The following is a 25,734-nucleotide window of genomic DNA, read 5'->3' on the forward strand; positions in this document are numbered from 1 at the left end:
GCTTCACGGACCGAGGGGTGCTCGGCCACGACGGTCTGGATCTCGCCCGGTTCGATCCGGTATCCACGGATCTTTACCTGATCGTCGAGCCGTCCCAGGAACTCCACGGCGCCGTCGGCCCGGGTGCGGGCCAGGTCACCGGTGCGGTAGAGGCGTGCCCCGGCGGGTCCGAACGGGTCGGGGACGAAACGCTCGGCGGTGAGGTCGGGGCGGCCCGCGTAGCCGCGGGCGACACCGGTGCCACCGACGTACAGCTCACCCGGCACTCCGACGGCCACCGGGTCGAGCCCGGCGTCCAGGACGTACATGGTCATGTTCGGCAGCGGGTGGCCGATGGGCAGGACCTCCGCCGACTCCTCGGCCGGCACCCGGTAGACACAGGTGCCGACGGACGCCTCGGTCGGCCCGTATTCGTTGATCAGCCGAGTGTGCGGCGCCAGGGCGCGCCAGCGCTCCAGCGTGGCGCGGGTGAACGCCTCACCGGCCACCACGAGCACCGGTGCCAGAGCGCCCGCCTGCTCGGCGGTCAACTGCTCCGCCAGGACGTCCAGATGCCCCGGGGTCAGCTTGATGAAGCTGTACGGACCCGCCTCCGCGAGCACACCGCCGAGGTCGGCGATGTCCGTGTCCTGCGCGACGGTGTGGACCTGCTGGCCCGTGACCAGCGGCGCCCACAGGTTGGGGACGACCAGGTCGAAGGCGACCGAGGAGAACAGCGGCGCACCCCGCCCGCCCTGCGAGGCCAGCTCGCGGGCCGCCCAGCCGACATGGTTGGCCAGCCCCCGGTGGGTGACGCCGACACCCTTGGGACGGCCGGTCGAACCCGAGGTGAAGATGGTGTACGCCAGGGAGTCGCCTTCCTCGTGACGCTCCGGCGCGGTGGCAGGACGTGCCTCCAGTACGGCCCGGTCGCGGTCCACCAGGACGGTGGCGACGGCGCTGAAACGGTCGGCGTACGCCTCCTGGGTGACCGCGCTGAGGGCACCAGCGGATTGCAGCATCGCGGCGATGCGCTCGGCCGGGTACGAGGGGTCGATCGGCACATAGGCCGCACCGGCCTTCCACACCCCGAGCAGGCTCGCCAGGAGCGCGGGTCCACGGTTCAGAAGGACTCCGACGACGGACCCCGCACCGACGCCCGAAGCCCGCAGGTGGTGCGCGAGGCGGTTGGCCCGTGCGTCCAGCTCCGCGTAGCTCAGCGCCACCCCGGCGAAGCCGACGGCGGGCGCGTCCGGGGTGCGCAGGGCCTGCTCCTCGAAGCGCCGGAGCACGGAGGCGGAACCGAAGCCGGCCTCCTTGCCGGTGCCTTCGGCGAGCAGCCGCTCACGCTCGGCGGCCGGCAGGTACGAGGCCCGGGCGTCGCCCTCCGGGTCGGCTGCCATCGCCTCCAGGACCTGGCGCAGCGTGCCCGCGAGCCGGTCGAGGGCGACCTCGCTCAGGTGCTTGCGGCCCCCGGTCAGGAAGAGGTGGCCCAGCCGCGCCGAGACCCCGAGCGGGAACTCGGTCGGGCTGTCGTCGATGCTCGCCAGGTAGTCGACCTGTTCGCGGTCGACCTGGTCGAAGTCGTGATAGCTGAAGCGCACGGAGACCAGCCGCTGCCCGTCCCCCGCCTCACGCTGGATGTCGGGCATCGGGAAGCCGCGGTGCGGCCACAGCTCGACCTCGCGGCCGAAGACCTGCTCCACCAGCTCGCGCCAGGTGCCGGTTGCCCCGTCGAAGGCGAAGGGCAGCGTGTTCAGGTGCATGCCGTAGACGCCGTCGGCGCCGAGTGCCTCGGGCCGGGCGTTGCAGACCAGGCCGGTGAAGAACCGCTCGTACCCTGTGACCGAGCTCATCACCTTCAGGTGCGCCGCGTGCAGCACGCTCTTCAGTGACGCGCCCGCCGCCGAGGCAAGCGCCCGCAGCCGGTCCTCCAGGTCGTGGAAGGGCACCTTGACGCGGTACGGGGCTCCCGCCTCGCCGTCGCCCGACCAGGCGGCGGGAAGCGCGAAGGCGGGGTAGCCCTCGACGATGCCGCTCCAGTACCTCCGGTCGTCGCCCGCCTCGCGGGAGGCGACCTCGGCCGCGACGAAGTCCGCGAACCGCACGTCGGGGGCGGCGGGCGTCTCGATGGCGCGGCCGTCGCGGGCCACGTGGTAGCCCTCGACGATCTCCATGAGCAGGGAGTGGTGGCTCCAGCCGTCCAGGATCGCGTGGTTCTCGGTGATCGTGAGCCACCAGCTCCCGTCGTCGCAGGAGTGACCGATCAGGCGCAGCAGCGGCGGGGTGTCCAGACCGATCAGCTCGGCCCGCTCCTGCCGGGTGAACTCGCGCAGTGAGGCCTGTACTTCGTCGTCGGTGAGCCCGCGCAGATCGCGCCCGGTCACCGGCACGTCGACCTTGCTGTGCACCAACTGCATCGGCAGCGCATAGAAGTTCAGGTCGAACGAGGTGCGCAGCACGTCGTGCCGGTCGATCACGGAACGGACCGAGGCCCGCAGCGCGGCGACATCGAAGAGCCGCTCGTCCCGGACCCGGAAGGAGGTGACGTTGTGGTACGGGTGCCGGCCGGTGTCGCTGAGCATCTCGACGACCATGCCGATCTGCACCTGCGACATCGGGTACGCGTCGTCGAGGCCCCCGGGAAGCAGCTTCCGGTCCTCGGCCGTGACCAGCGCGAACGGCCGCACACCGCGTGCCGCACTCACCTGGGGGCGGTCGGCGACCTGCTCGGCGAGCAGGGCCACGGTCCGGCGCTCGAAGATGTCCCGTACGGACACGTCGAGGCCCGCCTCGCGCAGGTGCCCCGCGAGGTTGATGGCACGCAGCGAGTGGCCGCCGAGGTCGAAGAAGCTGTCGTGGATGCCGATCGGGTCGACGCCGAGCACGTCCCGCCAGATGGCGGCGACGCGGATCTCCAGCGGGGTGCGCGGGGCGGCGTAGATCTTGCCCGCGGCGCGCACGGAGCCCGGGCCGGGGGCCGGCAGCGCCTTGGTGTCGAGCTTCCCGTTGACCGTCAGTGGCAGGCGCTCCAGGACGACGAAGGTGGCCGGGACCATGTAGTCGGGCAGGTCGACGGCGAGCGCGGTGCGCAGGTCGCCGGTGTCGGGTGCAGTGTCGCCGGAGGGGACGACGTAGGCGACCAGCTCCTTGTCGCCCGGCGCCGTCTCGCGGACCAGGACGACGGCGTCCAGCACACCGTCCTGGGCGGCCAGAGCGACATTGATCTCGCCCAGCTCGATGCGGAAGCCGCGGATCTTGACCTGTTCGTCGTTGCGGCCGAGGAACTCCAGGCTGCCGTCGGCGAGCCGGCGGGCCACGTCGCCGCTGCGGTACAGCCGGTCACCGGGCGCCCCGAACGCGTCGGGCACGAAGCGCTCAGCCGTCAGCGCGGGGCGGCCGAGGTAGCCGCGGGCGATGCCGCGTCCCGCGACATGGATCTCGCCCGGAACACCGATCGGCGCCGGATTGCCGTGCTGGTCGAGGATCCGGATCGACAGGTCGTCGAGCGGGACACCCACGGGACTGCCGGCGCCCGCGAGGTCCCGCGCGCCCAGCTCGTGGTGGGTGACGTGCACGGTCGTCTCGGTGATCCCGTACATGTTGACGAGCGTCGGGTCCGTGAGGCCCAGCCGGTCCGCCCACGGCCGCAGGTCGGCGACCTCCAGCTTCTCGCCGCCGAACACCACGGTGCGCAGGGCGAGCCGGTCGATCCGGGGGTCGCCCTCGCGGGCCGCACCGACGAGCGCACGGAACGCCGAAGGCGTCTGGTTGAGGACCGTCACCCGCTGCTCGACCAGCAGGTCGAGGAACTTGTCCGGGTCGCGGGCGACATCCTTCGGGACGACGACCAGGGCGCCGCCGTGCAGCAGCGCACCCCACATCTCCCAGACGGAGAAGTCGAACGCGTAGGAGTGGAAGAGCGCCCACACGTCGGATTCGGGGAAGCGGGTCTGCTCCGCCGTCACCGTGAACAGCCGCAGCACGTTGGCGTGAGTGAGGCAGACGCCCTTGGGGCGGCCCGTGGAACCGGAGGTGTAGATGACGTAGATCAGGCTGTCGGCGTCGGCGGCCGGCACCGGGTTGCTGTCCGGCTGCCCGGCGAGCGCCTCGCGGTCGCGGTCGAGCACGAGGAGCGTGCCGGTGTGGATGCCGGCCAGCATCTCCTCGTGCGCGCTCTCGGTCACCACGACCGGGACGGCGGCGTCCGCCAGCATGAAGCCGATCCGGTCGGCGGGCACCGAGGGATCGAGCGGCAGATAGGCGCCTCCCGCCTTCAGTACGCCGAGGAGGGCGGGCAGCAGGTCGAGCCCGCGCTCCAGGCATACGCCCACGAGCGTCTCCGGGCCGACTCCGGTGCCCCGCAGGTGGTGCGCGACGCGGTTGGCCCGTGCGTTCAGTTCGGCGTACGTCATGTCGTGGCCGTCGAAATGGACGGCGACGGCGTCCGGGGTGCGGTGCGCCTGCTCCTCGAAGACCTGGTGCACGGTGCCGGTGACCTCACCGGAGACGGCGGCGCCCGCGGTGAGCAGGGCGAGCTCGCTCTCCCCGAGGAAGGCCAGCTCGGCGACGCTCGTGTGCGGCGCGGTGACGGCCGCGTCGAGGAGCCGCACCAGGTGCGCAGTCAGCCGCTCGGCCGTCTCGCGGTCGAACAGCTCGACGGCGTACTCCAGATGGCCGTGCAGGGTGCCGTCTGCGGCCTCCCGCAGCTGGAGGTCGAGGTCGTACTTGGCGGCGTTGCCCTCGCCCTGGAACGGCTCGGCCCGCAGCCCCGGCAGATTGAACGCACTGGTGCGCTCGCCGTGCATGGTGAGCGCGACGTCGAACAGGGGGGTGCGCGACAGATCGCGCTCCGGCTGGATCGCGTCGATGAGCTGGACGAACGGGGTGCTCTGGTGGTCGAAGGCGCCCAGGACCGTGTCCCTGGTCCGGGTCAGCAGCTCCTGGAACGACGGGTCGTCGCTCCAGGAGCCGCGCAGAACCAGGCTGTTGATGCCGAAGCCGACCATGCCCTGGAGCTCGGGGCGGCCGCGTCCGGAGACCACGGTGCCGACCGCGATGTCGGTGGAGCCGGTGTAGCGGGCCAGCAGGCTCTGGAAGGCGGCGAGCACCACCATGAATGGGGTGGCGTCGTGGCTCTGCGCGAACTCCCGCAGCCGGTCCGCGAGAGAACCCGGGACACCGAAGGCGACCGAAGCACCCGTCGCGTCGCGGACCGCCCGGCGGGGCCGGTCGGTCGGCATCTCGATCGGGGTGAGGCCCGCCAGCTGCGTCTTCCAGTAGTCGAGCTGTGCTTCGAGGGCGGCCCCGGACAGCTCGGTGCGCTGCCAGGCCGCGAAGTCGGCGTACTGGACGGGCACGGCGGGCAGTTCGGGCTCGGTGCCGGTGGACAGGGCCGCATACAGGGTGCTCAGTTCCTGGCCGATGACCTCGGTGGACCAGGCGTCGCAGGCGATGTGGTGGAAGACGATGCCGAGGACGTGCTCGTCGTCCGCGACGCGGATCAGGCGGGCGCGCACCGGGAGGTCCCGGGCGAGGTCGACCGGGACGAACAGGTCCTCGGTGATGATCGCCTGGACCCGGTCCTCGCGCTCGGCGGCCGGGAGGCCGGTGAGGTCGGCCAGCGGCAGGGTCACCCGCTCGGCGGGCGAGATCAGCTGAACGGGGTCGTCACCGTCCAGGCCGTACCGGGTGCGCAGAATCTCGTGCCGGTCGGTCAGCCGCTGCCAGGCCTCGCCCAGCGCGGCGGTGTTCAGCTCGCCGGTGAGGCGGACGATCAGCGGGACGAGGTACTGGGTGCTGTCCGGGTCGAGATGGCTGAGGAACCACATCTGCTCCTGGCCGTGGGACAGCCGCAGCGGGGCGGACCGGTCGGCGCGGGGGATGGTGGTGCGGCGGCCGCTCCGGCGGCCGGCGAGCCGCTGACGTATCAGCTCCTCTCTCGCCTCCTCCGCGTCAAAACCGGCGGGTGTGATCGCAGCGGTACTCATGCGGTGAACTCCTTGGCCAGTTCCTGGCTGCTCGTCAGCTCTGCTGGGGAAAGTGCGGCGATCTCCGCACGGATGGCGTTCTCGGTGGCGACGGCCAGCCGGGCCACGGTGGGACCCTCGAAAACGGTGCGCACCTTGAAGTCGATGTCGAACTCCTCCTGGATGCGCGAGATCAGCCGGATGGCCAGGATCGAGTTGCCGCCGGAGTGGAAGAAGCTGTCCTCCACGCCGACCCGCACCCCGAGCAGCTCGGTCCAGATGTCCGCGATGCGCTCCTCGGTGGCGGTGCGCGGCGCGATGCTCCCGGCGGAGCCTTCCTGCTCGTCGCCCTCGGGCGACGGGAGCCGCTTGCGGTCGGTCTTGCCGTTGGCGTTGAGGGGGATCTCGTCCAGCGCCACGTAGGCCTGCGGGAGCATGTAGTCGGGCAGCCGGGTCGCGCAGTGTGCGGCCAGGCCCGCCGCGGTCACGGCCGGGTCCTCGGCGCTGTCGGCCGGGACGTAGTAAGCGAGGAGCTGCTGCGCGCCAGTCGGCGTTTCACGCGCCACCACGACCGCTTCACGGACCGAGGGGTGCTCGGCCACGACGGTCTGGATCTCGCCCGGTTCGATCCGGTATCCACGGATCTTTACCTGATCGTCGAGCCGTCCCAGGAACTCCACGGCGCCGTCGGCCCGGGTGCGGGCCAGGTCACCGGTGCGGTAGAGGCGTGCCCCGGCGGGTCCGAACGGGTCGGGGACGAAACGCTCGGCGGTGAGGTCGGGGCGGCCCGCGTAGCCGCGGGCGACACCGGTGCCACCGACGTACAGCTCACCCGGCACTCCGACGGCCACCGGGTCGAGCCCGGCGTCCAGGACGTACATGGTCATGTTCGGCAGCGGGTGGCCGATGGGCAGGACCTCCGCCGACTCCTCGGCCGGCACCCGGTAGACACAGGTGCCGACGGACGCCTCGGTCGGCCCGTATTCGTTGATCAGCCGAGTGTGCGGCGCCAGGGCGCGCCAGCGCTCCAGCGTGGCGCGGGTGAACGCCTCACCGGCCACCACGAGCACCGGTGCCAGAGCGCCCGCCTGCTCGGCGGTCAACTGCTCCGCCAGGACGTCCAGATGCCCCGGGGTCAGCTTGATGAAGCTGTACGGACCCGCCTCCGCGAGCACACCGCCGAGGTCGGCGATGTCCGTGTCCTGCGCGACGGTGTGGACCTGCTGGCCCGTGACCAGCGGCGCCCACAGGTTGGGGACGACCAGGTCGAAGGCGACCGAGGAGAACAGCGGCGCACCCCGCCCGCCCTGCGAGGCCAGCTCGCGGGCCGCCCAGCCGACATGGTTGGCCAGCCCCCGGTGGGTGACGCCGACACCCTTGGGACGGCCGGTCGAACCCGAGGTGAAGATGGTGTACGCCAGGGAGTCGGCGTCCCTCCGGCGCTCCGGCGCGGTCCGAGGGCGCTCGTCCAGCGCAGGCCGGTCGCGGTCGACGAGGACGGTGGCGACGGCGCCGAAGCGGTCTGCGTACGCCCCCTCGGTGACCGCGAGCCTGGCGCCCGCCGACTCCAGCATGGTCGCGATGCGCTCGGCCGGGTACGAGGGGTCGATCGGCACATAGGCCGCACCGGCCTTCCACACCCCGAGCAGGCTCGCGAGCAGGTTCGGCCCTCGGTCCAGCAGCACCCCGACCACCGACTCCGGGCCGGTGCCCGAAGCGAGCAGGTGGTGGGCCATCTGGTTGGCACGGACATCCAGTTGTCTGTACGTCACCGTCCCGTCGGCGAAGCCGATCGCGGGGGCGTCCGGTGTACGGCCGGCCTGCTCCTCGAAGCGCCGGAGCACGGAGGCGGGCCCGAAATCGGCCCGCTCGCCCGTACCGAGGTCCAGCAGCCGCTGCCGCTCATCGGCGGGCAGCAGCGACACCGTGGAGAGCCGGGCGGCCGGGTCGGCCGTGACCTGGGTCAGGAAGCGGATGAACTGCTCCTTGATGCGGACGACGGTCGCCGCGTCGAAGAGCGAGGTCGCGTACTCGAAGACCCCTTCAAGCGAGCCGTCGGCCGAGCGTCCGATGAAGACCGAGAGGTCCGTCTTGGCAACCGTCCACGCGTCGGCGAAGGCCCGCAGGTCCGCCGCGTCGGTGGCGACGCTGGTGACGCCCTCGCTGTGCATGTCGAAGGCGACCTGGTAGAGCGGCGTACGGGACATGTCCCGCTCGGGCTGCATCTCGTCGACGAGCCGGTCGAACGGCAGCTCCTGGTGCGCGAACGCGGCCACGGACGCGGCACAGACCCGGCCAAGCGCCTCGGCGAAGGAAGGATCACCCGTCAACTGGCAACGCACGACGAGTGAGTTGAGGAAGAAGCCGACCGTGTTCGCCAGCTCGGACCGGGTCCGGCCCGCGACCGGGGTGCCGACCGGTACGTCCCACTGGCCGCTCTGCCGGGCCAGCACCGACGCGAACGCGGTGAGCAGCGTCATGAACGGGGTGGCGCCGTGCCTACGGCCCAGCTCCTCCACCTTCGCCGCCAGCTCCGGCTCCACCCGTACCGGGACGACCGCGCCGCGCGGGTCGCGCTCGGCGGGCCGGGGCCGGTCAGTGGGCAGCTCCAGCGGAGCTATGCCGTCCAGCGCGGCGCGCCAGTGCGCCAGCTCCGCGGCTGTGAACTCCTCGGTCTGCCCGGCGCTCTGCCAGGACGCGTAGTCGGCGTACTGGACACCGGTCGCGGGCAGCACGGGCTCGCGGCCCGACAGCCGGGCAGCACACAGCTCCCGCAGCTCACGCTCCAGGACGACGGTGGACCAACCGTCACAGGCGATGTGGTGCATGGTGACGAGCAGGACGTGCTCCTCGCCCGGCACCCGGGCCAGCAGGACCCGCCACAGCGGACCCGCCGCCAGGTCGAAGCCGCGGGCGAACTGCTCCTCGAAGCGTGCCGCGAGACCTTCCCGGGTGGTGTCGACGACCCGGAGCTCCACCGGCCCGGCCCGGCCGATCACCTGGCGGGGCTCGCCGCCCTCGTCCAGGTAGCGGGTGCGCAGCGCCTCGTGGCGGGCGCCTAGCGCGGTCAGGGCGGACTGGAGGGTGTCGACCGAGGTGTCGGCGGGCAGCCGCAGGATCAGAGGGGCGACCCACTCCCGGCTGCCCGGGTTCAGCCGGTCCAGGAACCAGAGCCGGCGCTGCCCGGAGGAGAGCGGCAGGGCCCCTGAGCGGGACACGACGGGGATCGACCGCACACTCTCGGACGGGGCGCCGATCAGCTTGGCCTGGGCCTCCACCGTGGTGGCGCTGAAGAGGCCGCGCATCGAGATGGCGACCCCCGAGGCCCGGAGCCTGGCCGCGAGCCGGGTGAGCTGGAGCGACGTACCGCCCAGCGCGAAGAAGTCGTCGTGCGCGCCGACCTTCTCCCTGCCCAGCAGTGCGGCCCAGACCTCGGCGACCTGTTCCTCGGCGGAGTTGCGCGGGGCGATGTAGTCGCCCTGCCCGGCCGTGGCGCCGGTCTCGTCCATCGTGGAGGCGAGCGAGGCCCGGTCCACCTTGCCGTTGGGGGTCAGGGGGAAGGCGTCGACGGTGTGGAACAGCGAGGGGACATGGCTGTCGGGCAGCCGCTCCCGCAGGAACCTGCGCAGCACCGTCGGGCCGAGCGGGGTGCGCGTGGTGAGCGCCGCACCGATCCGCTTGCCGCCGTCGTCCGCCACGAACGCGACCACGGTCGCGCCGCTGACGTCCGGGTGGGAGGTCAGGGCGGCCTCGATCTCACCGGGCTCGATGCGTACGCCGTTGACCTTGAGCTGGGCGTCGGCACGGCCGTGGTACTCCAGATAGCCCTCGGCGCTCCAGCGGACCAGGTCCCCGGTGCGGTACAGCCGCGAGCCGGGCGCGCCGTAGGGGTTGGGGACGAACTGCTCCGCGGTGAGGTCGGGGCGGCCCAGGTATCCCTGGGCCAGGCCGACCCCGTCCGCGTACAGCTCGCCGGTGACGCCCTTGGGGGCCGGGGTGCCGTCGGGGCCCATGACCAGGACGCGCATGTTGCTCAGGGCGCGGCCGATCGGCACCGGGCCGGAGGTCTGCTCCGGATTCACACGGTGGGCGGTGATGTCGATGGAGCACTCGGTGGGGCCGTAGGTGTTCCAGACGGCGATCTGCCGGCCGGCCCGCACGCGGACCCTCTCGACGAGTTCGGCGTGCAGCGGCTCACCGGCCGAGAAGAGCAGGCGCAGCGCGTAGCAGCCGGCCCAGCCCTCCTCCTCGACCAGGAGCCGCAGGACGGAGGGCACCACCTGAAGGACGGTCACGCCGCCGTCGGCGACGGCGGCCAGCAGCACAGAGGCGTCGCGCTCGGTGCCGTCGGGGGCGATCACGACGCTTCCCCCGCTGATCAGCGGGGCGAATATCTCCCAGCCCGCCGCGTCGAAGCCGACGGAGGTCTTGAACAGGATGCGGTCCTCGGTGGACAGCTCGTGGGTACGCGCGGCCCAGGTGACCCGGTTGGCGATGCCCGCGTGGGTGACCTGCACGCCCTTGGGCTGCCCGGTCGAACCCGAGGTGAAGATGGTGTACGCGACGCTCTGCGGGTCCACGTCGACGGCGGAGGCGGCAGCCTCTGCTGGGACCTCGGCCGCGTCGCGGATGTCCTGCGGAGTGAGCGTGCGGGTGCCCTCGGCGGCCAGCGGGCCGGTCAGCTCCACTCCGGTGACCACGAGCGTGGTGCCGCACTGGAGAAGGAGGGACTTCAGCCGCTCCTGGGGGTGGCCGGGGTCCAGGGGCACATACCCGGCCCCTGCCCGCCACACCCCCAGGAGGGTGACGACCAGGTCGATGCCCCGGCCCAGACACACGCCGACCAGCGAACCGGGGACTGCGCCGGCCGAGCGCAGAAAGCGCGCCGTGCGGTCGGCGGCGAGATCCAGCTCCCGGTAGGTCAGCGTGCGGGCCCCGTCGCGGACGGCGGCCGCGTCGGGCGTACGGGCAGCCTGCTGTGCGACGAGCACGGGCAGGGTGGGAGGGACAGTTCCGCTCAGGGAAGTCCCCGGCAGCTGTGCGGCGTTCAACAGGTGCTCCTTCGAATGACCTGGCGCCAAATGCGACTCAGAACTCGGTGGTGGTGAGGGGCCCGCTGGGGGCGGCGGATCAGGCGGTTGCGTTCTGGCTCTCCATGCGGCGGCGCAGGCTCGCCGGGCGCATGTCGCTCCACACGTCGTTGATGCGGGCGAGGCACTCCTCGCGGGTGCCCTCGGTGCCCTCCGCGCTCCAGCCGGCGGGCAGCTCGCGGCCGGCCCGCCAGATCGAGTACTGCTCCTCGGCGTTGAGGACGACGCGGTAGACGGTGGTGTCGGTCAGCTCGCTGGACATGGTTCTCCTCGGTGACGTACGTGGGTGGGTGGTGAAACGGCAGCCACGCGGGTGCTGCGGGCGTGGTGTGTGTTGCAGGCGCTGCGGGCGGGGTTCAGGACAGGAAGTCCGTGATCTCCACACCCACGCCGAGCTGCCGGGCGCTCTCGTACACATCGACGGCCAGGGCGAGGTCCAGGACCCCGAGCCCGAACGGCGAGTAGATGGTGACCTTCTTCGGAGAGGGCGTGAACGTCCGTGTGCCCGCGATGAGCTGGCCGATGGACGCGTCGATGAAGGCGCGGCCCCCGGTCATCTGCTCGGCGAGGTGGAGCGAGGTGCGCTCGCGGCACACATGGTCCGCGTCGTCCACGATGTTGTGCGCCTGGATGAGCGTCTCGGGGTCGATGTCGCGCAGCGAGATGTGCAGCACCACCGTGCCGGGCGCGGCTGCCGTCAGATCGGTGTGGGGCTCGCCCGCCGAGGTGGCGAAGGAGATCAGGGACTGTGCGGCCAGCGCCTCGTCGATGCTTGCCGCGAGAGAAATCCGTGCCTCGGGAAGAATTTCCTTGCACGCCCGGGAGAATTCCTCGGCGCGGGCCGTGGAACTGTCGTAGATCGTCACTTCTCCGAGGCCGTCGATGGCGGCCTTGAGATAGCGGAGGATCTCCAGGTTGATGACACCGCAGCCGATGAGGGAAACCCCGCCGGGGCGACGGCCCCTGGTCAGCATCTCGGCAGCGAGAGCGGCACTGGCAGCCGTACGCGCGGCCGAGATCAGGGAGCCTTCGAGGAGGGCTTCCGGGTGACCGGTGCGCAGCGAGTTGAGGAGCATCGCGGCACTGGCGCGCGCGATGCCGGACTGGATGTTTCCGGGGAACGAGGAAATCCATTTCATGCCGGCGGCCGGCTTGTCGCCACCGCGGTACGAAGGGAGACCGATGATCCGGTTTGCGGGCTGGTCCGGAAAGCGGAGGAAAATGGAGTGCGGGACTGTCGTGGCGCCCTGCTCGTGCAGTTCATAGGTCGCCCGGACCGTCTCGATGTGTTCCCGTGCCTTTCCGCTGAGGAGCTTCTCCACATCGGATTGACGGATTACCAGCATGGGACAGATCAACCCTTCCACAGGTGCGACACTTCACCGAAGTGTTCTCGCACCCAGTCGTCGGAATAGATGGTCTTGAGATAGCGGTCTCCCCCGTCGGGGAAGATCAGCGCGGAGACGGAGCCGGGTGGAATGCGCGGCAGCATCCTGTCCACCGCGGCGAGCACGGCCCCGGACGATCCGCCGGCCAGAATCGCTTCCCGCGCCACCAGTCGGCGGCAGAAGACGACACAGTCGAGGTCCGAGACGTGCATCACGTCGTCGGCCGCTCCCGGGTCCATCAGCGCCGGACGTACTGAGGCGCCGTGGCCGGGGATGAGCCGCCGGGCCGGGGGCCGGTCGAAGATGGCGCTGCCGTCGGCGTCCACCGCCACGATCGTGGTCGGCAGGCCGGCCCGGTGGATGTAGTCCGCGCAGCCGCGCAGTGTGCCGAAGGTGCTGACCGAGCAGAAGAGGAAGTCGAGGTGCCCGTCGAGGGCTTCGACTATCTCGTGCATCGTGCTTTGATGGGCCTTCGGATTGCGTAGGTTCGCGTACTGATTGGGGGAGTACGCGTGCGGAACGCTCTCCAGCAGTTCGCGTACCCGGCGCAGTCTGACGGGCAGGAACTCCCCGGTGGCGGCGTCCCTTTCGTCTACCACCTCGACCTCGGCCCGGTAGGCCTTGAGGATGGCCAGATTCTGTTCGGTGGTCTTGGCGTCGACCACACAGATGAAGCGCAGTCCGAAATACCTGCATATCTGGGCGAGTCCGACCGCCAAATTTCCCGAACTCGATTCCACGACGACCGAACGCCCCGGCGTGATTTCTCCGCTGCGCAGCGCCTCGACGATCATATTGAGGCCGCTTCGGTCCTTTATACTGCCACCTGGGTTGAAGCGCTCGATCTTGGCGAATACTTCTGACTGCCCCTCGGGAAACATTCTTTCCAGCTTCACCAGGGGCGTCTTGCCGATCGTACCCAGAATCCCCGAATTCGATCTTTCCGGCATGGATTCCCTCTCACCTGTAGGCGTGCAATGGAGACAGTAGCCGCCGCCCAAACGGAGTTACGGCTTCTTCCCTGGCAGGGAAGTGCCACCGCAAGGTCCTGTCAGCCCGGGCCCGCGACAGCGCTCCGGTGGGTGCTCAAGACTGGGGCTATTCCGGAATTCACATGTTCTCTGATTCAGGTGGAGTTGTGACGAGACCTCAGCTAGTACCGGACCGGCCGGCGCGCTACGCGCCGTACGACCTGGCCGGCAGCTTCGACCAGGACCTGGGCGACCCCCACCGCCAGGACCTCCCCTTCTTCGCGGGCCGGCTGCGTGAACTCGACGCGCTGGAGGAGTTTCCCGAGGACGCGGTACGCCGGCTCGACGAGCAGCGGCTGCCCTCGCACTACGTGCCCGTGCGGCACGGCGGGGAGCTGCGCAGTTACGAGGACCTGCTCCAACTCGTCCGCGTGGTGGCCCGGCGCGATCTGACCGTCGCGATCGCCCACACCAAGACCTATCTGGGCGCGGTCAGCACCTGGGTGGGCGGTACGGCGGATCAGGCGGGGGCGCTCGGGGAACGGGTGTCGGCCGGTGCGGTGGTGTCCTGGGCGCTCACCGAGCGGGACCACGGCAGTGATCTGCTGTCCGGCGGGCTGACCGCCACCGCCACGGCGGACGGATACCGGCTCGACGGCGAGAAGTGGCTGATCAACAACGCCACCCGGTCCCATCTGGTCTGCGTCCTGGCTCGCACCGCACCCGAGGGCGGCACCCGCGGCTACAGCCTGCTGCTGGCCGACAAGGAACGGCTCGCTCCCGGCACGTACAGCACCCTGCCCGCCGCGAAGACCCACGGCATCCGGGGCGCGGACATCAGCGGCATCGCGTTCCACGGCGCCGAGGTCCCGGCCGGTGCCCTGATCGGCGCCGAGGGGCAGGGCATCGAGATCGTCCTGCGGAGCCTGCAGATCACCCGTACCATCTGCGCCGCTCTGTCACTCGGCGCGGCCGACCGGGCACTGCGCATCTCGGCTGGGTTCGGTCTGGAGCACGAGCTGTACGGGAAGCGGCTCATAGACCTGCCGCAGGCGCACCGCAGCCTGACCGAGGCCTACGCCGACCTCCTCACCATGGAGGCGGCCACCCTCGTCGCCGGGCGCGGAGTCCACGCGCTCACCGAGGAGATGAGCGTGACGTCGAGCGCGCTGAAGTACCTGGTGCCGAGCACGGTGGACGAACTCATCTCTTCCATGGGCCAGTTCCTGGGCGCTCGCTCCTTCCTCAGCGAGGAGTTCGCGCACGGCGCCTTCGCGAAGCTGGAGCGCGACCACCGCATCGTCGGCATCTTCGACGGCAACACCCTTGTGAACCTGAATGCCCTGATCAACCAGTTCGGCGCCCTCGCCCGCAGCTACCGCGCCGGGCGCACGGACGCCGAGGGCCTCGCCACCGCGGCGAACCTGACCACCCAGGTCCCCGACTTCGACCCGGCCCGGCTCGACCTGACCTCGCGCACCGGCAACAGCATCGCCGCCTCCCTGCCCGCGGGCGTCGCCGAGCTCCGGAAGCTGGCCGCCGACGGCCAGGTCCCCCCGGCGGTCCTGGCTCTGGCCGAGGACCTCCTGGAGACCACCGACGAGACGCACCGGCAGATGGCGGCCCACCGCCCCACCCCCCGCGACGTACCGGCCGGAGCCTTCTCGCTGGCCCACCGCTACACCCTGTGCACGGCCGCGGCCGCCTGCCTCCAGGTGTGGCTGCGCAACCGGGACACGGTGGCGCGGGACACCGCGGCCGTCGACGCGCTCTGGCAGGACGGCCTGTGGCTGGAGGCCTGTCTGAGCCGACTGGTGAACCGCCTGGCACCGGGCGTGCTGCCGGCGATGGCCGGGGAGGGCGACGGCGCGGGGGCCCCCAAGGCCGCGACGGATTCCACGGCCGTGCTCGACCGGCTGATGCCGCCGCTCCTGGACCAGTTCCGGACGGGGGAGATGTTCTCCCTGCTGCCTTTCCCGCTGGCCGCGCCCGGCACCGCCTCCGCGCACATGGCACAGCCCCTTCTGGAGACGTCATGAATACGACTGCCGACACCTCGTGCACAACAGCCGACCTCGAACAGGTGCTCGGAGACGCCCACGACCGTGACAATCCGCTGGGCTTCCGGGCCGTACTCGAAGCGGACGAGCGCGGCGAGATCCTCCCCGAGGGAGAGAAGGCCCTGGGCTCCTTCGGATTCAACGCCGAGTTCGTCCCCCGGCGACTCGGCGGCCGCCTCGTCGACATCGAGCGCCTGATGCTCATGATGCGTACGCTCTCCCGCCGCGACCCCACCCTGGCGCTCGGGTACGGGTTCACCAGCTACATCTCCGGCTCCGCGATGTGGACCTCCGGCAACGAGAACCAGCAGCGGCGGATGGCCGACATCCTGCTCGGCGGCGGCAAGACGGCGGCCGGATACAACGAACTCGCCCACGGCAACGACTTCACCCGCACCGACCTCGCCGCCACCACACACGGCGACCGCATCCTGATCAACGGCCGCAAGCAGATCGTCAACAATTTCGGCCGGGCCGACGCCGTCGTGCTGCTCGCCCGCACCGGCGAAGGCCCGGGCAACCGCAGCCACTCCCATCTCTTCGTTGACCTCGTCGACGGCCCCGCCGACCGTGTCGACCGCGATGTCCGCTACCCCACCGTGGGCCTGCGCGGCTGCCTCATCGGCGGCGCCGAGTTCACCGACTACCCGGTGCCGGCCGATGCGCCGATCGGCCCGGTCGGCGGGGCGATGGAGACCGTGCTGCGCGCCTTCCAGACCACCCGCGCGGTCCTGCCGGGCATGATGGTCGGCACCTCGGACACCCTGCTGCGCACCGTGACCCGCTTCGCGCTCGACCGCAAGCTGTACGGCCGCCGCGTCGCCGCTCTCCCGCATGCCAGGGCCACCCTGGTCGGTGCCTTCCTCGACCTGCTCGCCGGGGACTGCCTGTCCACCGTGGCCTGCCGCGCCCTGCACGTCCTGCCCGGCCAGACCAGCGTCCTGACGGCGGCCAACAAGTACCTCGTACCCAAGGTGCTGCACCGGTCCTCGCACGCGCTCGGCACCGTGCTCGGCGCCAATTCCTATCTGCGCGACGGTACGTACGGGATCTTCCAGAAGTTCGCCCGGGACCTGCCCGCCATCACCTTCGCCCACGCCAACGCCTCCGTGTGCCAGGCCACGATGCTGCCCCAGCTGCCCCGTCTCGCCGCGACGAGCTGGCTACGCGCCCCGCGCCCGCCCAAGGATCTGTTCGAGCTCGACGCCCCCTTGGGCGACATCGACTACGGGGCCCTCGAACTGACCTCACGGGGCGCCGACCATCTGACCGCGATGCTCTCCCATCCGGGGACCCGGGCCCAGCTGCCGGACGCCGCGGCCCGCCTGGTGGAGCTGCTGCTCACGGACCTCGCGGACCTGCGCGAACGCTGCCTCGCGCTGCCGCCGAGCGAGCACTCCGTGGTCGCCGGCCGGGCCGGGTTCGCCCTGGCCGACCGCTACGCCCAGCTCGCCATGGCTGCTTCCTGCCTCGGCATCTGGCAGCACAACCAGCACAGCGACGACGCGTTCCTGCGCGAGGCCGACTGGCTGACCGGTGCCCTGCACCGGATCGCAGCCCGGCTCGGCCACGACCTGGGCGCCCTGCCCGACTCGACGGAGCAGCGGCTCTTCGACGAACTGATCTCCAGGGAGAAAAACCATGAGGGCTTCGACCTCGGCCGTCCGCAGCTATCGCTCGCCTGACGTCAAGGCGTACCCGAACCCGTATCCGTATCCGGACCAAAAGCCTCTTCCGACCAACTTCCACACCCTGCACATATCAAGGAGCCTCCTCATGTCCGATCTGACCACCGACATCAGCACCGACGTCAGCACCGCGGCGACCGTCGAGACCGTCCGTACCTGGCTCACCGAGCGCGTCGCGTACTTCCTCGACGTCACCCCGCAGGACATCGCCCACGATGGTCTGCTCGTCGAGATCGGCCTGGACTCCGTCTACGCCCTCACGCTGTGCGGTGACGTCGAGGACGAGTACGGAATCCTCGTCGAGGCGACCCTCGCCTGGGACCACCCCACCATCGACGCGCTCACGGCCCACATCCACTCCGAGCTCGGCGCCCGCTGATGGCGGAGACCGGACCCGGGGCCAGAGCCCTGTCGGTCGGGCAGGAAGCGCTCTGGTTCCTGTACTGGATGGCCCCCGAAAGCCCCGCGTACAACGTCCAGGCCGCCCTCCGCATCCACGGCCCGCTCGACGCGGGCCGGGTCCGCCGGGCCCTGCGCACCGTGGTGGAGCGGCACGATGTGCTCCGCTCCACCTTCGCCGACACTCCGGCGGGCCCCCGGCGGCTCGTCGGGGAGCCGGAGTCGGTCACCCTCCAGGTCCGCGAGCCTCCGGCCGTCACCGGAGCATCCCAGATCAACAAGGTGGTCAGGGAGTTCGGGGACACCCCGTTCGATCTGACCGGGGAGGGAACCTGCAGGGCCCTGCTGCTGAAGCTGGCACCGGAGGACGCGGTGCTGGTGCTCTCCACCCACCACATCGTCACCGACGCCACCTCCCAGTGGCTGCTGCTCCAGGAGCTGCTGGACGCCTATGCGGCGGACGGCGCCGCACCGCCGGCCCCGCTGAAGCGCGGGTACGACGACTACGTCACCCAGGAACAGGGGCTGCTGGCCGGTCCGCGCCGGAAAGAACTCCAGAAGTTCTGGCAGGAGTTCACCGACGGCGCGGTCGCCGCCGAGCTGCTGCCCGACCGGCCGCGGGGCGAGGACCGGCCCGGCGTGTTCAACGGGGCGACCTGTGAACTGCGCATCCCCGACGAGCTGCTGCCGAAGCTCCGTGAGACGGCGCGACGGTCGGGCGTCACCGGCTTCGCCCTGCTGCTCGGCGTCTTCCAGACCCTGGTCCACCGCTACACCGGCCGGACCGACTTCCTCATCGGCTGCCCGACCACCACCCGCAGCGGCCCCGGCATGCGCCAGGTCGTCGGCTATCTGGTGAACACCCTGGTACTGCCCGCCCGTTTCACGGCGAGCACGACGTTCGCCGACGCGGCGGGCCAGGCGCAGCGCCAGGTCATGTCGGCAATGAAGCACATCGGCTACCCGTACGCCCTGCTCGCAGGGGAGGACCGGTACGGCAGCCGGAACCCGCCGGTGCGCATGGCCTTCACGATGGTCGCGCCGAGCCGGCTGGAACCGCTGCTCCAGCAGGTCACCGAGGCGGCGGCGCACGGCACGAGCACGGAGTACGGCGGCCTGAGCGTCGGCCTCGTCGACGTGCCGCAGCTGGAGGGCCAGTTCGACATCTCGGTGGAGATGCGGCAGAGCGCCTCCTCCCTCACCGCCGTGTTCCGCTACGCGACGGACCTGTTCGACGAGGGCACCGTCAGGCGGCTCCTGGACCATTACGTCCATCTGCTCACCGCCGCCGTCGCCGACATCGACGGCCCCGTGTCGGCACCCGCCCTGGTCGACACCAGCGAGCTGGACGCGCTGCTGACGCTGGGGGCGGCCGATGACTGGTGACGGCAGCGACGAGCGCCAGGTCCTGACGTATCGCGTTTCCCAGCTCACCACATACCCGGGGGGCCGCGTGGCGCGTCTCCCCGCTCACCACGTACCCAGGGGGTTCCATGTCCCAGCACAACCAGCTCATGCAGGCTCCCAGCGCCACGGCGCGCATCCGTGAGAACGCTCTGACCACCCCGGACGACCCCGCGGTGATCTTCGTCCGTGATCCGTCCACGCCGGACGGCGCCGAGACCTGGTCCTACGCCCGGCTGGACCATGAGGCCCGCAGAATCGCGGGCTGGCTCCAGGCCCGGTACGCACCGGGCGACCGGGTACTGCTGCTCTACCCCGAGAGCCTGGAGTTCGCCGCCGCGTTCGTGGGATGCCTCTACGCCGGAATGGTCGCCGTCCCGTCCTCGCTGCCGGGCCAGTACAGCCACCAGCGGCGCCGGGTGGACTCCATCGTGGAGAACGCCTCCGTCACCGCCATCCTCACCAGCCAGGCGGCCGCGCCGTCCGTGCTGGACTGGGCAGGCTCCGACTCGGCATCCGGAATCGACTGCGCCGTCACGGACGGTCCCGCGTTCACCGACGCCCACGCGGCCTCCTGGATCATGCCCGAGGCGGACCACGACAGCCTGGCGCTGCTCCAGTACACCTCCGGGTCGACCTCCACCCCCAAGGGCGTGATGGTCAACCAGGGGAACCTGCTGCACAACTCGCAGATCCTCGGAGAGGCCTTCGGCCTCGACCGCACCAGCCGTTTCGGCTCCTGGATCCCGCAATACCACGACATGGGACTGCTCGCGATCCTGCTGCCGCCGCTGCTGCTGGGCGGATCCTGTGTGCTGATGAGCCCGACCACGTTCCTGAAGCGGCCGCACTGGTGGCTCCAGATGATCGACAGGTACAATATCACATGGTCGGCCGCGCCCAACTTCGCTTACGAGCTGTGCGTGCGCCAGGTCACCGATGAGCAGCTGTCCCAACTGGACCTGTCGCGATGGCGGTTCGCCGCCAACGGCTCCGAGCCGGTGCAGGCGTCCACCCTGACCGCCTTCGCCAAGCGCTTCGCCCCGGCGGGCTTCCGCAGCGACACCATGGCCCCGTGCTACGGCATGGCTGAGGCGACGGTCTTCATCTCCGGCACCGGCCCCCGCGAGCTCACCGTCAGCCACATCGACGAGGAGCGCCTGCAGCGCCATGAGTTCCACCCGGTGAGCCTTGGGGATTCCGGCCGTGACGTCGTCAGCTGCGGTGCGGCGGCCGCCTATGACGTACGTGTGGTCGACCCGGCCAGCCGCGAGGTGCTGCCCGCCGGCCGGATCGGGGAGATCTGGCTGCGCGGCCCGAGCGTGGCGCAGGGGTACTGGGGCCGCGAGGACGCCACCCGTGACACCTTCCGGGTTCAGACGGCGGACGGGGACGGCGGCTATGTCAGGAGCGGCGACCTGGGCACGGTCCACGACGGCGAGATCTACGTCACCGGCCGGATCAAGGAACTGATCATCCTTCGCGGCCGGAACATCTACCCGCAGGACGTCGAGCACTTCCTGCGGGCGGAACAGAGCGAGCTGGTCGGCCTGTTCGGCGCGGCCTTCGTCGTCCCCGTCCAGCACTCCGACGGCAGCGTCGAGGACCAGCTCGTCGTCGCCCACGAGGTGCGCGGCGGCATCGACCAGGACGGTCTCAAGGAGCTGGCCGGCCGGGTCAAGGCCGACATCGCGCGTGGGTTCAGTGTCCGGCCGGGGGCCGTCGCCCTGGTCCGGCGCGGCGGCATCCTGCGGACGACGAGCGGCAAGATCCAGCGCGCGGCGATCCGCGAGACGTTCCTGAAGGGCGAGCTGGAGAGCCGGTACCTGGAGGTGAACAGCCAGGTCGGCGCCCTGCTCGCGGAGGCGGCGGAGGCTCAGGGGGCGGGAGTGGCTGCCTGACGGAGCTGACGGTACGAGAGGGCGGGCCCGACGTACCGGGCCCGCCCTCTCGTACCGTCGGCCACGGCTCATCGGTGTTCGGGACTGCGCAGCACCAGACCGCGGGCGGCTTCGGGCCGAACGACGTCGGCCTGCGGCATCGTGCTCCTTCACCGGCCGGCCCCCGGAGCCCTCCTCGTGTGCCGGATGGAGCAGGACCAGGCCGAGGTCCCAGGCGCCGGCGCGAGGCTGTTCGGCACGGAGGTGGAGATACGTCGGGTCCCTGCGGGCTGTTACCCGCAGGGCCCGTGCATTTCATCGGCGCACAGCAGGAAGGCGCCTTTTCGATCCGCCTTCACGCCGGCAATGCGGAATGCGGTCCTGGGGCGGACGGACCGCCTGGCAGCGGAGAGGCGGCGTGTGGGCGTGAGCGATCGGCACGGCCGTCGGTTCAACGGGTGCCGAGCAGCCGGGCCAGCGTGTCCGCGTCGACGCGGGCGCCCTGCCGGGTGGTGCCGACCATGTCCGTGATCTGGGCGGTGCGTTCCTCCCACGCGGTCGCGGCTAGGAAGCGGAAGATCTCCCGGGCGTGCTGGAGCCGTACGACGGCCGCGGAGTCCCCGCGGATGGCCTCGGCGCAGGCCCGGTCGGTCTCGATCCGGGCCTGGAGGAACCGGTCACCGACGTCCTCGGCCGCCGTGAGCGCCTCCCTCAGGATGGCCTCCGCCTCGGCGGAGCGATTCTGCCGCCACTGTGCCTCGCCCATGGCCCGCAGCGCGTATGCCTCGCCCAGCCGGTCGCCCTGTGCACGTGTCAACGTGATGACTTCGCGGCAGCTCTGCTCGACCCGCGGCAGTTCGCCGGCCCGGAGGTAGGCCTCGGCGAGCCGGTAGATGTTCTGTGCCTTGCCCCGTACGGAACCGGCCTCGTCGTTCGTCCTTATGGCCTCACGCAGCAGCGTGATGCCGAGGCCGGTCTCGCCGCGCTCCAGCTCGATCTGGGCGAGCAGCCCGAGCGCGTGGGACCGGCTGGTCGGGTCGTCTGTCCGGCCGAAGCAGTCGAGCGCCGCACGGCAGTGCTTGGCAGCGCTGTCGAGGTCCCCCTTAAAGCGGGAACACAGCGCGAGGTTGCGCAGCACGATGGCCCGCTCATGGAGGTCGTCGCTCCGCTCCAGCAGATCCATCGCGGAGGAGAGCAGGGAGTCTGCCTCCGCGTAACGCCGCTGGTAGATCGCCAACGTGCCGAGGGAGCGCAGCATGATCGTGGCCCCCGGGTCGTCGCCCGCGCTTCGCGCGCCGTCCAGGGCGGCCTGCGCGGTCTGCTGCCAGTCCTCCAGGTAGTTCCGCATCTCGAAGAGCGGCATGGTGCGCGCGGTCAGCCCCCAGGCGTGCGCGGAGGTCCCGCTCTGCGAGGCGTGGGCAACCATGTTGACGAGGGAGGTGCGCTCCGACTCGAACCACTCCAGGGGATCTTCCAGCAGTTCCGCGACCGTCTCCTCGGGCAGCGCCACTTCGAGCCGGGCCTGGTGGGGAGCGAGATGGCCCTTGCCGTAGAGCTGCCGGTGCGCTGCGTCGGCGAGGGTGAGCATGGTGCCGTAGGTCCGCTCGATGGTGTCGTCCCGGTCCTCCTCGGAGTCCTCGGCGTGGGCGCGCTCCCATGCGAACAGCCGCAGCAGTTCCTGGAAACGGAATCGGACGGGCGCACCCGGAATCATGGTGGAGACCTCCAGCAGCTGGGCGTCCACGAGTTGTTCGAGCAGATCCTCGGCCTGGTCCACGTCCAGGTCCTGGACGGCGGCGGCCGTCCAGGCGGCGAACGTGGTCACCGGGAGCAGCCCGAGGCGCCGGTAGAGCCGCGCGGCGTCGGGGGACAGCTCCCGGTAGCTGAGCCAGAATCCGGCCCGTACGCCGCCGTCGTTCGGGCTCAGGACGTCCAGGCGTCGGTGGCGGTCCTCCAGGCGGGAGACCAGCTGGCGCAGCGACCAGTGGGGCCGGGTGGCCAGCCGGCCAGCGGCGATGCGCAGGGCCAGCGGCAGCCGCCCGCAGAGGTCGACCAGCCGGGCCGCGGAGGCCGGATCGGTGGCGACCCGCTCGGCCCCGATCACGGTGGCGAGCATGCTGTCGGCCTCGTCCGGCGTCATGAGCTTCAGATGGATCCGTACGGCCGCGTAGTCACTGGTCAGCTCATCCAACGGGTCACGGCTCGTGAGCAGTACGAAGCACTGGCCGCGCCCTGGTAGCAGCGGCTGGATCTGCGTGAAGGACCGGACGTCGTCCAGAATGATGAGCAGCTTGCGGTTGTTCAGGAGCGAACGGTAGAGGGCGGACCGTTCCTGGAGATGCGCCGGGATCTGCGCGCTGGGCACACCGAGGCCCCGCAGCGACTGGTCGAGCACGGACATGGGCGACAGCGGCTGGTCGAACTCGTGATAGCCGTGTACGTCGATGAAGAGCTGGCCGTCGGGGAACCGGTCGGCGACCCGGTTCGCCCAGTGCGCGGCCAGCGCGCTCTTGCCGATGCCGCTCACCCCGGAGATGACAGCGACCGAGAGGGGGCCGCGGTCGCTGTCGTCGGGTAGCAGCCGGTCCAGCACACCGATCTCCGGCAGGCGCCCGGTGAACGCGGTGACCGGGAGGGGTAGTTGCGCGGGCACGGCGACGGCGATGCCGTGGGTGTGGCCGGCGGGGGCGGCTGCCGGGGTGCGGGCGGAGGCGGCTGCCGCGACGGAGCCTGCGACCGTGCTGGTGGCGGCGGCGTCGGGCCTGGCGGTGGGGGGTGTGGCCGGTGCGGGTTGTGCCGGCTGTGCGGTGAACCCCTCCAGCTCGTTCGCGTCCTGGAGGATCTGCTGGTGCAGCTCCTGGAGGGCGCCTCCCGGTTCGATGCCCAGTTCCTCGACGAGGGCCCGGCGACCCTCCCGGTACACCTGGAGGGCTTCCGCGCGCCGCCCCGCCAGGTTGTGCGCGTGCATGAGGTGGGCTCTGGCCTGCTCGCGCAGGGGGTGTTCCTTGACGAGTGCGGTGAGCCGCGTGATGACCGAGTGGTGTCCGCCGAGGCGCAGTTGCAGCGCCGCGTACTCCTCGTTGATGTCCAGCCTGAACTCGGAAAGCTGGGTGACCGTGTCGTCGATCCAGTCGCCCGCAAGACCCTCCAGGACAGGCCCCCTCCACAGGGCCAGAGCGTGCTCGAAAAGGGCGGTGGCCTCGTCGACGCGTTCGTCGTGCGCCGAGGTGAGGCGTGCCCGCGCGACCGTTTCGCTCAGGTCCTGAAGGTCGATATAACAGTGTTTCGAGTGGAGGATATAACCAGGATGGCGCGTCTCGATGAGATCTTCGACCAAAGCCTTTTCCCGAAAAATTTTACGAAGTGCGGTAATGCAAATGGCTATTTGGTTACGCGCGGTGGTCGGCGGAGCGCCCTGCCATACGGCCTCCGTCAGCGTCGCCACCGACACCGTGCGGTCGGGTGACAGCAACAGCGTGGCCAGCACGGCCCGTTGACGGGCGCTGCTCACCAAGGCCGTCTCGCCGTCCACCGAGATCTCCAGCGGCCCCAGCAGTTTGAAGGACAGCGTGTGGGTCACCGCATGTCCCCGTCTCTGTGATATGCCCAGCGGCACGCGGATGTCGTGAACCGTGCCTGTGCGACGTGAGCGCGCGGACGGTCGGGCTCGGCAATCCTCGTGCACTGCTGCGCCCGGGGGCCGGCGGGACGACGCCCGGGTAGCACTCCTGACGCTCCGGAATCCCGGCTGGTCGGACCGTAACTCACGGAACGTCGGGCGGTATTGGCCGAAAGCGGAGAAGGCACGGCAGTAGTCATGTTTCCAATGATCACCACCCCGGGCACAAAGTCAATGCGGATTCCCCGCATCAATGCGCCTCGCGATTTTTGACGCGATTTCGACTTGTTGGACCTTGGACGGGAGCCGGTCACCGGGGGTCTTCGGGCGCGGCCCGGGCCGCCGGCCCGGTAAGGGCGTGCACAGGCCCTGAACAGGAACGGCGAGCTTGTCGTCGCCAGTGCGTCCTGGCGAGATCGCGACCGCACCTTAGGGCCGCCCCGAAATGCCCGGCGGGCGCAAGGGTGCCCGCTCCACACCGGGTTTGCGGTGCACTCACGACTGCCAAGAGCCGCACAGTCGCAGTCTCATTCCTTTCTTCGGCCGGCCCTTCCTTGATCTTGCATGCCTCCTCCCAGGAATCCGTGACGGAGCATCATCATGGCTTCATCGGTATTCACCTTCCAGTCATTTCCTTTGCCCGTGGCGCCCGGATGGTGCGAGCGTCCTTGGGCGTGGCCCCTGAGCTCCGCACCCCGCGATTTCCGATCTCGGGCGACGGGGAGGGCTCCGGTGTTGCGGTTGCGGTTGTCGGACTCGCCGCCAAGGTGCAGAGAGCAGCGACGGACGGGACGAGAGCGCGCGTAAGGCGCATGCTGGGTTCTCCTGTGACGAAGTTGTGTCAGTGCGTCACAGGAGACTCACAGTAAGTACCGGAGTGCAGGGGGAATGTGATCGATTATGTCGGATTCTCGATCACAATCGCCCTGATGTTCGGTCTTGCGTGATCTCTGTTACCGATGTAATGCGCTGTGTTGCGAAGAGCTTTTACGGAGTCTGTCCGGCCTCGTCGACGATGCCGCGGTCGACGAGGGCCACGGAGGTGACGACGGTGCCGGCCTTCCCCCAGGCGCTGTCCTCTACGAGGACGGTGCGCTCTCCCAGAAGTTGGGCCGTGCTCCTGTCGAAAATCCACTCGGTGCGTTCGCCGTCGTGTGTTCGGGAGACGGCGACCCCGTGCCGGCCTGCCGCGTCCACTGCTTCGGGAACGACGTCCACTCCGGGGATGAGGACAGCGGCCCGGTAGAGGGCCGCGGACGTCTCGGGGGGAGTCACCCCGTTGCGCAG

The 25,734-nt window shown here is 70.6% G+C and carries 12 protein-coding genes; 5 read left to right on the forward strand and 7 right to left on the reverse strand.

The window, feature by feature from the left end; translation table 11 throughout:
• The 5 genes from ORI94_RS04300 to sbnA all read right to left on the reverse strand — a co-directional run.
• Window positions 1-5,969: non-ribosomal peptide synthetase (locus ORI94_RS04300; protein ID WP_266072592.1), on the reverse strand; the 5,969-nt coding region annotated here is incomplete at its 3' end.
• Window positions 5,966-10,999, reverse strand: a complete 5,034-nt coding sequence (locus ORI94_RS04305) for a non-ribosomal peptide synthetase (protein WP_266072593.1) — start codon at window positions 10,997-10,999, stop codon at window positions 5,966-5,968. The genes ORI94_RS04300 and ORI94_RS04305, both read right to left, overlap by 4 nt.
• A gap of 79 nt (window positions 11,000-11,078) precedes the next feature.
• Window positions 11,079-11,300 carry an MbtH family protein gene (locus ORI94_RS04310; RefSeq protein WP_266072594.1) on the reverse strand — a complete coding sequence of 74 codons (222 nt, stop codon included), beginning with the start codon at window positions 11,298-11,300 and terminating at the stop codon, window positions 11,079-11,081.
• A gap of 94 nt (window positions 11,301-11,394) precedes the next feature.
• Window positions 11,395-12,384, reverse strand: coding sequence for a 2,3-diaminopropionate biosynthesis protein SbnB (gene sbnB / locus ORI94_RS04315; RefSeq protein WP_221356205.1), 990 nt, complete (start codon window positions 12,382-12,384; stop codon window positions 11,395-11,397).
• Window positions 12,385-12,392: 8 nt separating this feature from the next.
• Window positions 12,393-13,376 carry a 2,3-diaminopropionate biosynthesis protein SbnA gene (sbnA, locus tag ORI94_RS04320; RefSeq protein ID WP_221356207.1) on the reverse strand — a complete coding sequence of 328 codons (984 nt, stop codon included), beginning with the start codon at window positions 13,374-13,376 and terminating at the stop codon, window positions 12,393-12,395.
• A 188-nt stretch (window positions 13,377-13,564) separates the two neighbouring features.
• Between sbnA and ORI94_RS04325 the strand changes: the two genes are divergently transcribed.
• From ORI94_RS04325 to ORI94_RS04345, 5 genes are all read left to right on the forward strand, one after another.
• Window positions 13,565-15,436: an acyl-CoA dehydrogenase family protein gene (locus ORI94_RS04325; RefSeq protein WP_266072600.1), complete on the forward strand. Its 1,872-nt coding sequence runs from the start codon at window positions 13,565-13,567 to the stop codon at window positions 15,434-15,436.
• The gene (locus ORI94_RS04330) at window positions 15,433-17,142 is read left to right on the forward strand and encodes an acyl-CoA dehydrogenase family protein (RefSeq protein WP_266072601.1); all 1,710 of its coding nucleotides are present in this window, start codon (window positions 15,433-15,435) and stop codon (window positions 17,140-17,142) included. The genes ORI94_RS04325 and ORI94_RS04330 overlap by 4 nt, the downstream gene beginning before the upstream one ends.
• A gap of 91 nt (window positions 17,143-17,233) precedes the next feature.
• The gene (locus tag ORI94_RS04335; protein ID WP_221356214.1) at window positions 17,234-17,524 is read left to right on the forward strand and encodes an acyl carrier protein; all 291 of its coding nucleotides are present in this window, start codon (window positions 17,234-17,236) and stop codon (window positions 17,522-17,524) included.
• Window positions 17,524-18,930 (forward strand): condensation domain-containing protein, encoded by a 1,407-nt coding sequence (locus tag ORI94_RS04340; RefSeq protein ID WP_221356216.1) that lies wholly within the window; start codon window positions 17,524-17,526, stop codon window positions 18,928-18,930. The genes ORI94_RS04335 and ORI94_RS04340 overlap by 1 nt, the downstream gene beginning before the upstream one ends.
• Before the next feature lie 107 nt (window positions 18,931-19,037).
• Entirely contained in the window at window positions 19,038-20,849 is a 1,812-nt protein-coding gene (locus tag ORI94_RS04345) for a fatty acyl-AMP ligase (protein WP_221356218.1), read from the forward strand.
• 430 nt (window positions 20,850-21,279) lie between these two features.
• On the opposite strand, the gene ORI94_RS04350 is transcribed toward ORI94_RS04345, so the two are convergent.
• Both ORI94_RS04350 and ORI94_RS04355 read right to left on the reverse strand, forming a co-directional pair.
• Window positions 21,280-24,408, reverse strand: a complete 3,129-nt coding sequence (locus ORI94_RS04350; protein WP_266072605.1) for an AfsR/SARP family transcriptional regulator — start codon at window positions 24,406-24,408, stop codon at window positions 21,280-21,282.
• Between the two features lie 1,026 nt (window positions 24,409-25,434).
• Window positions 25,435-25,722, reverse strand: coding sequence for a hypothetical protein (locus tag ORI94_RS04355; RefSeq protein WP_266072606.1), 288 nt, complete (start codon window positions 25,720-25,722; stop codon window positions 25,435-25,437).
• Window positions 25,723-25,734: the final 12 nt, after the last annotated feature.

Source organism: Streptomyces sp. NEAU-W12, assembly GCF_026242095.1.
GTDB lineage: Bacteria > Actinomycetota > Actinomycetes > Streptomycetales > Streptomycetaceae > Streptomyces.